We start from the raw sequence: 10096 nt of genomic DNA, 5'->3' as shown, positions 1-10096 counted from the left end.
GTCCAATCGTGGTCATCAACAAGGTTGACCGTCCAGGCGCGCGTCCGGACTGGGTTCTGGACCAGATCTTCGACCTGTTCGACAACCTCGGTGCGACCGAAGAACAACTGGACTTCCAGGTTGTTTACGCCTCGGCCCTGAACGGCATCGCCGGTCTGGATCACACCGCCATGGCTGAAGACATGACCCCGCTGTACCAAGCGGTCGTCGACCACGTTCCGCCTCCGGCCGTTGACCGTGACGGTCCGTTCCAGATGCAGATCTCCGCTCTGGACTACAACAGCTTCCTGGGTGTTATCGGTGTTGGCCGTATCGCTCGTGGTCGCGTCAAGCCGAACACCCCGGTTGTCGCTATCGACGCCGACGGCAAAGAACGCAAAGGCCGTATCCTGAAGCTGATGGGTCACCACGGTCTGCACCGCATTGACGTTGAAGAAGCAGCGGCCGGCGACATCGTCTGCATCAGCGGCTTCGACGAGCTGTTCATCTCTGACACACTGTGCGACCCGCTGACTGTTGAAGCGATGAAGCCGCTGACCGTTGACGAGCCAACCGTTTCCATGACGTTCCAGGTAAACGACTCGCCATTCTGCGGTAAAGAAGGCAAGTTCGTGACCTCCCGTAACATCAAGGAGCGTCTGGACAAAGAGCTGCTGTACAACGTTGCACTGCGCGTTGAAGAAGGCGACACCGCTGACAAGTTCAAGGTTTCCGGTCGTGGTGAGCTGCACCTCTCGGTACTGATCGAAACCATGCGTCGCGAAGGCTTCGAAATGGCTCTGGGCCGTCCGGAAGTGATCATTCGTGAAGTGAACGGCGTGAAACAAGAACCGTTCGAAAACGTGACCATCGACATCCCTGAAGATTCGCAGGGCAAGGTCATGGAAGAGATGGGTCTGCGTAAAGGCGACCTGACCAACATGGTGCCGGATGGTAAAGGCCGTGTTCGTCTGGAATACAACATCCCTGCTCGCGGTCTGATCGGTTTCCGTAACCAGTTCCTGACCCTGACCAACGGTGCTGGCATCCTGACCTCGATCTTCGACCGCTACGACACCGTCAAGTCGGGCCACATGTCCGGCCGTCAGAACGGCGTTCTGGTGTCGGTTGAAACCGGTAAGGCACTGACCTACTCGCTGGAAACCCTGCAGGCTCGCGGCAAGCTGTTCGTAGAACACGGCCAGGAGATCTACAACGGTCAGATCGTTGGTCAGAACAGCCGTGACAACGACCTGGGTGTGAACCCAACCAAAGGCAAGAAGCTCGACAACATGCGTGCTTCGGGTAAAGACGAAACCATCGCTCTGGTCCCACCTGTTCGCTTCACCCTGGAACAGGCTCTGGAATACATCCAGGAAGACGAGCTGTGCGAAGTCACGCCTAAGTCCATCCGTCTTCGCAAGAAGATCCTGGACGAAAGCGAGCGTACCCGCGCTGCCAAGAAAGCCAAGGCGTAATTTAGCCCGCGCTTGAAAAAACGCCCCCGGTCGCGAGACCGGGGGCGTTTTTGTTTGTCTGGGGGGGGATTCGGTGTTTTTGTCGGCCTCTTCGCGAGCAAGCCCGCTCCCACAGGGAACCATGGCGTACACAAGATTTGTGTTCACCGAGAATCTACTGTGGGAGCGGGCTAGCTCGCGAGGGCGGCCGATCAGCCGCCGAAAATCTCAGTAACGATCAAAACTTCTCGATCGCGCGGAAATTCTGCTCGCGCACCACTTCCTTCGGCTTGTACGCGCAATACCCCGGTCGCGGCCCAATCCTGGGGTGATTGCGGCAGGTGTCCGGGCGCTTGTCATAAATGGTGCACAGGCGCGACTTACGATCCAGGTAGTAGCAATCGTTGTTGCTCATGCGCTGCAGGGTGAAGATCCCCGACTTCTGATTGAAGCGCTCGACCAGTCCTTCCTTTTGCAGGCGCTTGGCGATGTTTTTCGGCGGATCGCCCAACTCGAACTCGTCGACCACGCCGATGCGCACCAGATCCTTGATCTTCACCTCGACCGGCAGCGTGCAGCAGCTGGAGACACAAGAGCCGCACATCGGGGCCGAGTATTTGGCCCACGTATCGAGACGATCGATCTCGGCGGCGGCAATCAGGTTGGGCTTCATCATCGGGAGTTACCAGGCGTATGCATCAGGGCGCGCGATCATACCGGGACGGGTGAATTTTTGAACAACCTTTCGCCAGTTTTTTTCTATAGGCCGCCATTTGACCGGACAAGTCGGCACGGCCCCTGCATTCATTGGGGGAGATGCCAAGCGATTGCCGGGCTATCTCACAGTCCCGGGAAATACCGCCGAACCAGAGCCGCTACCGTCGGTCAGACCGTCTAGGCTCAGACAATTCCCCGCTCGCCCGAGGTCGTATCGATGACTCAAGAACCATTAGTTCGCGAAGCAGAGGTGGCCGCATTCCGCGACGCCGTCCTGACCAAACTCACCTACGCGGTGGGCAAAGACCCCGATCACGCCTTTGACCATGACTGGTTCGAAGCCATTGCCCTGGCGGCGCGCGATCACATGGTCGAGCACTGGATGGATCACACCCGGCAGATCTACCGCAAAGGCCAGAAGCGGGTGTATTACCTCTCGCTGGAATTCCTCATCGGCCGCTTGCTCTACGACAGCCTGAGCAACCTCGGTCTGCTCGACGTTGCCCGAGAGGCGCTGACCGAACTGGGTGTCGATCTGGAACGCATTCGCCTGCTGGAGCCTGACGCAGCGCTGGGCAATGGCGGTCTCGGACGATTGGCTGCGTGCTTCATGGAAAGCATGTCCACCCTCGGCATCGCCGGCCATGGCTACGGTATTCGCTATGAACACGGCTTGTTCCGTCAGGCCATCGTCGACGGCTGGCAGCAGGAACAGACCGAACACTGGCTGGATTTCGGTAACCCGTGGGAGTTCGAGCGGCCGGAAGTCGTCTACGCCATCGGTTTTGGTGGCAGCGTTGAGACCGTCACCGATGCCAGCGGTAAGCCCCGGCAAGTCTGGTCGCCGGCCGAAACCGTTCGGGCGATTGCCTATGACACGCCGGTCGTCGGCTGGCGCGGGGCAAGCGTCAACACCTTGCGCCTGTGGCGGGCTCGGGCCATGGAAGATCTGCACCTGGAACGTTTCAACGCCGGTGACCACTTGGGCGCCGTGGCCGAGGTGGCTCGTGCCGAAAGCATCTCCCGCGTGCTCTACCCGGCGGACAGCACCGAAGCGGGGCAAGAACTGCGTCTGCGCCAGGAATATTTCTTCGTCGCCGCATCTTTGCAGGACTTGCTCCGTCGTCATCGCAACATGCACACCTCGGTGTTGACCCTGGGTGATCACGCCGCCATTCAGCTCAACGACACCCACCCGTCAATTGCCGTCGCCGAACTGATGCGCCAACTGGTCGACGTCTACGACGTGGCGTGGGATGCGGCGTGGCAGGTCACCGTGGACACGCTGTCGTATACCAACCACACCTTGCTGCCCGAAGCGCTGGAAACCTGGCCGGTGGGTTTGATGGAGCGCATGCTGCCGCGGCACATGCAGATCATTTACCTGATCAATGCCCAGCACATCGATTCATTGCGGGCCAAGGGTATTCACGACTTCGACGTACTGCGTGCGGTGTCGCTGATCGAAGAGGACAACGGCCGCCGGGTGCGCATGGGCAACCTCGCGTTCCTCGGTTCGCATAGCGTCAACGGCGTGTCAGGGCTGCACACGCAACTGATGCGCAAAACCGTGTTTGCCGAATTGCACAAGCTCTACCCGGAGCGGATCAACAACAAAACCAACGGCATCACCTTCCGCCGCTGGCTGTTCCAGGCCAACGCCGAATTGACCTCGATGCTGGTCGATGCGCTTGGCCCGGATATTTTGGACAAGCCGGAAGAACGCCTGCTCGACCTCGAACCGTTCGCAGAAAAACCGGCCTTTCGCAAAGCCTTCGCCGAGCAGCGTTTGCACAGCAAAAAGGCCTTGGCTTATCTGATTCACGAACGGCTGGGGATCGCGGTCAACCCGGCGGCGATGTTCGATGTGCAGGTCAAACGGATCCACGAATACAAACGCCAGTTGCTTAACCTGATGCACACCGTGGCGTTGTATCAGGCGATCCGCGCCGAGCCTGAAATCGACTGGGTGCCGCGAGTGAAAATTTTCGCCGGTAAAGCGGCGGCCAGTTATCACCAGGCCAAGCTGATCATCAAACTGACCAACGACATCGCCCGGGTGGTGAACAACGACCCGACCGTGCGTGGCTTGCTGAAAGTGGTGTTCCTGCCCAATTACAACGTCAGTCTGGCGGAGAGCATTATTCCGGCGGCGGACTTGTCCGAGCAGATATCCACCGCCGGTTTCGAGGCTTCAGGCACCAGCAACATGAAGTTCGGCCTCAACGGTGCCCTGACCATCGGTACGCTGGACGGCGCCAACGTGGAGATGTGCGAGCGTATTGGCGCCGAGCACATGTTCATCTTCGGCCTCAGCGCCCAGCAGGTCGAAGCGCGTAAACAGAACCACGAGTTCAGCGCTGCGCCGGACATCGCCGCGTCCCATCGCCTCAACGATGTGCTGCAAGCGATCCGCAGCGGCGTGTTCTCGCCGGACGACACCTCGCGTTATACAGGGCTGATCGACTCGCTGGTCGATTACGACCGGTTCCTGGTCTGCGCCGACTTCGACTCCTACTGGGAGGCGCAGAAGCGCGTTGAAGAGCTTTGGCACGACAGCAATAAATGGTGGCGTTCGGCGGTGCTCAACACGGCGCAGATGGGCTGGTTCTCCTCCGACCGGACGATTCGCGAGTACGCCACGGATATCTGGAAAGCGCTGGAGTAACTTTGCGCAACAAATGTGCGTAAGGCCCAACGTTTGTTGGGCGGCATCGATATACTGAGCGCCGGTTACCGGATGTATCAGTCACCACAAGACCCCGGTGGGAGCGGGCTTGCTCGCGAAAGCGGTGCATCAGTCAATTTTAATATCGACTGACGACGCCTTCGCGAGCAAGCCCGCTCCCACCGTTAGATTGTGCCTAGACTGAAGCAACTGCCGGGATTGCCCCTTTACGGGGCCGCTTAGGGATATCGACCATGCAATGGATGTTCATGTTGATCGGGCTGGTGCTCGGCTGGCTGCTTGACGAGTCGTTCAGCACGGCGCTGTTGGGTGCTCTGCTGGGACTTGCGAGTGGGCAAACGCTGCGCATCGCCCGGATCAGCACACAGGCCGCCGAACAACAGCGTCAACTTGAACAGGCAAAGGTCGCCTTGCAGGCGGTCGAGCAGCGGCTGTTTCTGCTCGAAGGCGCGCCCGTGCAAGCCGCACCGCCGTCGAGTGCGGCACCGGCCAGTGAACCTGTCGTCGAACCCGCAAAAATCGTTGAACAGGCGCCGGCGTCCGAACTGGTTTGGGAACTGCCGCCCGAACTCGAACCGATCTCCGCCGCTGCCGAGGAAACCAGCCAACCGCTGCCGGACGACGTCTGGCGCCTCGAAGCCGTGACCACCGAACCTCAACAACCCGCCGAGCCCCGTGGCCCGAACTTGATCGAGCGTGGCATCAGCGCGGCACGCAACTGGCTGTTCGGTGGCAACACCGTGCTGCGCGTTGGCGTGGTGCTGTTGTTCTTCGGCCTGGCGTTTCTGCTGCGCTATGCCACCGAAGGCATGGTGGTGCCGATCGAACTGCGTTACGCCGGGGTCGCTGCCGCGGCACTGGGCTTGCTGGCGCTGGGCTGGTGGCTGCGGCACCGCAACAGCAGTTATGCGTTGATGCTGCAAGGCACCGGCATCGCGGTGTTGTACCTGACAGTGTTTGCGGCGATGCGCCTGCATCCGTTGCTGGAGCCGTCGGCCGCGCTGGGCTTGCTGGTGGCGGTCACGGTGTTCTCGGCGATTCTGGCGATTACCCAGGACGCCCTGGCGCTGGCGTGTGTCGCCGCGCTCGGCGGTTTCGCTGCACCGATTCTGACTTCGACCGGCGCTGGCAACCATGTCGCGCTGTTCAGTTATTTCGCGCTGCTCAACGCCGGCATCCTCGCCATCGCCTGGTTCAAGGCCTGGCGCCTGCTCAACCTGATTGGCTTCGTTGGCACCTTTGGCATCGGTTTCGCCTGGGGGCTGCGTTCTTATGCGCCGCAGCTTTTGTGGAGCACCGAGCCGTTTCTGATTCTGTTCTTCCTGATGTACCTGGCCATTGGCTTGTTGTTCGCCCGCCGAAAACTACTCGACATGCCTGATGCTCCGGCAGACGGCGACCGTGAGGCGCTGCTGCACTGGTCGGCGCGCAAGGGTGACTACGTCGATGGGACGATGCTGTTCGGCCCGCCGATTGTCGGCTTTGGTTTGCAGTTTGCGCTGGTGCAGCATCTGGAGTTCGCGGCGGCATTCAGCGCCCTCGCACTGGGCATGATCTACATGGGCCTGGCCAAAGTGTTGATGGGCGGGCGTGCCGTGCTGCTGGGCGAAACCTGTCTGGCGCTGGGGGTGATTTTTGCCAGTCTGGCGATTCCGCTCGGGCTCGATGCACGTTGGACGTCTGCGGCGTGGGCGGTGGAGGGCGCGGGGATTTTCTGGCTCGGCTTGCGTCAGCATCGCCCCTTCGCCCGGGCCTTTGCTTTGCTGTTGCAACTGGGGTCGGCGCTGGCGTTCCTCAGTCAGTTGCGCATCGGCGAGAGCAGTCTGCTCGATGGGGCACCGTTAGGTGCGCTGATGCTCGGCGTCGCGTTGTTGTTCAGCTTCTATCAACTGCGCAAAGCCACGCCGGAACAGGCCTCGCCTTGGGAGCGCCAAGGTCTGCCGGTGCTGGCGTGCCTGGGCCTGACGTGCCTTTACCTGCTGGCGCCGCTGTACTTCTTCATCCAGGGCACGGCGATCAGTTGGGCGCTGGCCGGTCTGGCGACGTTGTTCGTCGGTCTGCGCCTGCAATCGCGCACGTTCCTGTTCACGGCGTTTGCCGTGCAACTGCTGGGCGGCGCGTTGTTCCTGCTGCGCTTGCAAGGCGGGGGCGTAGATTCGGCCGCGGTTTTCAGCGCCGGCTGGAGGGGTTTGCTCAGTGCCTCCTTGATCGGACTGGCCCTGATCGCCGGCATGTTGCTGGCCGCTCGCGATGAGATGGTGCGCGCCGATGTGCGTCTGCTGCGCGGCTTGTCGGTGGTGTTGCTGGCCGGTCTGGTGCTGATCAATCTGGCGGTGCTGTTTGTCCTGCCGTGGCAGACCGCGAGTGCGGTGTGGGCCGCCAGCGGTTTGCTGATCATCTGGCTGAGCCTGTACCTCAAGCAGCGGGTGAGTTTTGTTTTCGGTCTGCTGTTGCAGGTGATCGGCGGCGCGGCGTTTTTGCTCGCCGGTTCCGAGTGGCTTGGGCCGTTGGCCAGTGAAGGTTACAAGCCGTTGGCGCACGGCGGATTCTGGACGCCGTTGGTGCTGAGCCTGGCCGCGATGATCGGCGCTTGGCGCCTGCAACTGGGTCATCACGCGTCGGCGTTTGATGTGTTGAGTTTGCAGCGTTTGTCCGAGGTGTTGCTGGTGTGGGGCGCCGGTTGGTGGACGTTCGCGTGGGTCAATGAAGTGCTGGGCTTTGCGCCAGTGAATCTTGAAGACTCTCTGCTGTTGCTGGTCGCGGCACTGAGTGTGGCATTGTGGGCGCTGCTGTCACTGCGCTTGAAATGGCCGGCGCTGGGTTTGCTGTGCACCTTGTTGATGCCGGCCGCCGGGCTGGTTTTGCTCATGGCTTGGCATTCGCGTTATCACCCGGCGGCAGACGTCGGCTGGCTGGCGTGGGCTGTGGTGTTCGCGGTGCATTTCCTCAGCTTGCGGCGCTTGGCGCCGATGCTGCCGGCGCGGGCCTTGAGCACTGCGCATGTGCTCGGCTGCTGGCTATTGATCGGCGTGCTGGCGCTGGAACTGCGCTACGGCTTGCTGCTGTTGTCCGAGCAATACAACGCTTGGCGTTGGTTGGGCTGGGCGATTTTGCCGAGCCTGTATCTGTTGCTGGCGGCCGCACCGCGCAATTGGCCTTGGCCCGTCGCCGCGTTTGCCCGCCAGTACCGCTTGTACGCCGCTGCACCGTTGGCGGTGTTGATGCTCGGCTGGTTCTGGCTGGCCAACGGGATCAGCGATGGCAACGCCGAACCGCTGCCTTACGTGCCGCTGCTCAACCCGCTGGAACTGGGCCTGCTGTTTGCGCTGTTCGGCGTTTATGTCTGGTCGCGCAGCACGGTGTCGCAGTTGTCGATCCGACAGGACTACGCCGATTACGCCACGCAACTGATCGCCGGAGTTTCGCTGTTCGCCTTCTGCACCGCGTTGGTGACTCGCGCCGCACATCATTGGGCCGGGATCCCCTTCGAACTCGATCAGTTGCTGGCGTCGATGCTGGTGCAGGCCGGGTTGTCCATTGTCTGGACGCTGATGGCGCTGGGACTGATGATCGGCGGGCATCTGCGTCATCGCCGCGAAGTGTGGCTGATCGGCGCGGCGCTGATTGCGCTGGTGGTGGCCAAACTGATTTTTGTCGAATTGAGCAACCGTGGCGGCCTCGCCCGGATCGTCTCGTTTATCGGCGTTGGCGTGTTGCTGCTGGTGGTCGGCTACTTCGCGCCGCTGCCGCCCAAACGCACCGAAGCTGACCCGGTGGCGGACAAACCGGCCCCGGACACCGAAGGAGTTTCATCTTGAGTCGTATGCTGAATCTGGGTTGGTTGGCGTTGGGCGTGGTGATGACGGCTGGCGCCCAGGAAAAACCGGCGGACTTCGCCACGCAGGTGCCGCTGACCGTCAGTGGCAACGGCCCGTGGTATCGCCTCGAACTGCCGCTGAATGTGCAATTGCAGGCGCGCCAGACCGATCTCAGCGATCTGCGCGTATTCAACGCCGCCGGCGAACCGCAGGCTTACGCCTTGGCCCGCGAATCGGCGCAGACCCGCGACGACGGGCAGTTGCATGACGTGAAGTGGTTCCCGCTGTACAACGCCGCCGACGCCTCGGAGCGCGCACCGAACGTGCGCGTGCAATCGACCACCAACGGCACGCTGGTCGAGGTGCAGCCGTCCAGCCAATTGGAGGCGGGCGAAGAAGTGCTGCGCGGGTGGTTGCTCGACGCGAGTGCGATCAAGGCGCCGTTGCAGCAATTGATTCTCGACTGGACCAGCGAGCGCGACGGCTTTCAGCGCTTCAGCATTGAGGCCAGTGATGACTTGCAGCATTGGCAGGCCTGGGGCGAGGGGCAGGTCGCACGGCTGACCTTTTCCGACGAGCGTATCGAGCAGCATGAAGTGACGCTGCCGGGGCAGTCGGCGCGTTATGTGCGCTTGCTGTGGGATTCACCGAACTCGGCGCCGAACCTGACGTTGGCGCAAGTGAAAAGCAGCGACCCGCGCAATTTGCCGCTGCCGTTGGTCTGGTCGCAGGACCTGGCCGGCAGCAGCACCAAGGCCGGGGAATACACCTGGCAGTTGCCGATGGGGCTGAACGTCGAACGGGTGCAGGTTGAACTCAAAGAGCCGAACAGCCTGGCACCGGTGACGTTGGCGGGGCGGCGCGAGAGTAGTCTGCCGTGGCGGACGTTGAGCAGTGGCTTGCTGTATCGCCTGACGCAGAATGATCAGGACGTGGTGCAGAACGAAATGTCGCTTTACGGGCAGCCCGTTCAGCAGTTGAAACTGACCGTAGATGAGCGCGGCGGCGGCTTGGGAGAGCAGGCGCCGAGCTTGAAATACGCAGTGCGGGCGACGCAGGTGGTCTTTCTGGCGCGTGGCGCAGGGCCGTACAGCCTGGCGCTGGGCAATCCGACGGTGAAAACGGCGAACCTGCCGCTGGCTACGCTGATTCCCGATTTCAAACCGCAGAAACTGGCGACGTTGGGTAAGGCGACGGTGCAGGGCCAAGCCATCAACACGCCCGCCTCGACAACAGCCACTACGGCAGTTGTTGAAACCAACTGGAAGAAGTTGGGGCTGTGGGCGGTGTTGTTGTTGAGTGTGGTGTTCCTTGGAGTGATGGCGGCGAGTCTGCTGCGTAAACCTCCCGCCAAGTCCTGAGAATGGCTGGCGCTGCGCGCCATGCGCGAGCAAGTCCGCTCCCACAGTTGATCTTCAGTGGACACAAGTCTGTAT

General features: G+C 61.4%; 5 protein-coding genes. 4 read left to right on the top strand and 1 reads right to left on the bottom strand.

From position 1 onward, the window contains the following. Positions 1-1457 (top strand): EF-Tu/IF-2/RF-3 family GTPase (locus ACIOWA_RS10760; RefSeq protein ID WP_401159726.1); only part of this gene is annotated, 1457 nt, incomplete at its 5' end. A gap of 217 nt (positions 1458-1674) precedes the next feature. On the opposite strand, the gene ACIOWA_RS10755 is transcribed toward ACIOWA_RS10760, so the two are convergent. Next, a complete protein-coding gene (locus ACIOWA_RS10755; protein WP_339432990.1) occupies positions 1675-2112 on the bottom strand; it encodes a YkgJ family cysteine cluster protein in 438 nt (145 codons plus the stop codon). A 258-nt stretch (positions 2113-2370) separates the two neighbouring features. Here ACIOWA_RS10755 and ACIOWA_RS10750 point away from each other — a divergent pair, with 258 nt between their 5' ends. The 3 genes from ACIOWA_RS10750 to ACIOWA_RS10740 all read left to right on the top strand — a co-directional run bounded on the left by ACIOWA_RS10750 (position 2371) and on the right by ACIOWA_RS10740 (position 10021). Beyond that, positions 2371-4821, top strand: a complete 2451-nt coding sequence (locus ACIOWA_RS10750) for a glycogen/starch/alpha-glucan phosphorylase (RefSeq protein ID WP_401159723.1) — start codon at positions 2371-2373, stop codon at positions 4819-4821. Between the two features lie 254 nt (positions 4822-5075). Continuing rightward, positions 5076-8660 carry a DUF2339 domain-containing protein gene (locus ACIOWA_RS10745; protein ID WP_401159721.1) on the top strand — a complete coding sequence of 1195 codons (3585 nt, stop codon included), beginning with the start codon at positions 5076-5078 and terminating at the stop codon, positions 8658-8660. Continuing rightward, on the top strand, positions 8657-10021 hold the full coding sequence (locus tag ACIOWA_RS10740; RefSeq protein ID WP_401159719.1) for a DUF3999 domain-containing protein: 1365 nt from the start codon (positions 8657-8659) through the stop codon (positions 10019-10021). The genes ACIOWA_RS10745 and ACIOWA_RS10740 overlap by 4 nt, the downstream gene beginning before the upstream one ends. Positions 10022-10096 lie beyond the last annotated feature (75 nt).

The organism is Pseudomonas sp. NPDC087614 (assembly GCF_044743485.1).
Classification (GTDB): domain Bacteria; phylum Pseudomonadota; class Gammaproteobacteria; order Pseudomonadales; family Pseudomonadaceae; genus Aquipseudomonas; species Aquipseudomonas baetica_A.
This window is presented reverse-complemented; position numbering and strand designations above follow the sequence as displayed.

Coding starts and splice junctions, on each gene's coding strand:
- ACIOWA_RS10755 (WP_339432990.1), bottom strand. CDS start 2,112: ATGATGAAGCCCAACCTGATTGCCGCCGCCGAGATCGATCGTCTCGAT.
- ACIOWA_RS10750 (WP_401159723.1), top strand. CDS start 2,371: ATGACTCAAGAACCATTAGTTCGCGAAGCAGAGGTGGCCGCATTCCGC.
- ACIOWA_RS10745 (WP_401159721.1), top strand. CDS start 5,076: ATGCAATGGATGTTCATGTTGATCGGGCTGGTGCTCGGCTGGCTGCTT.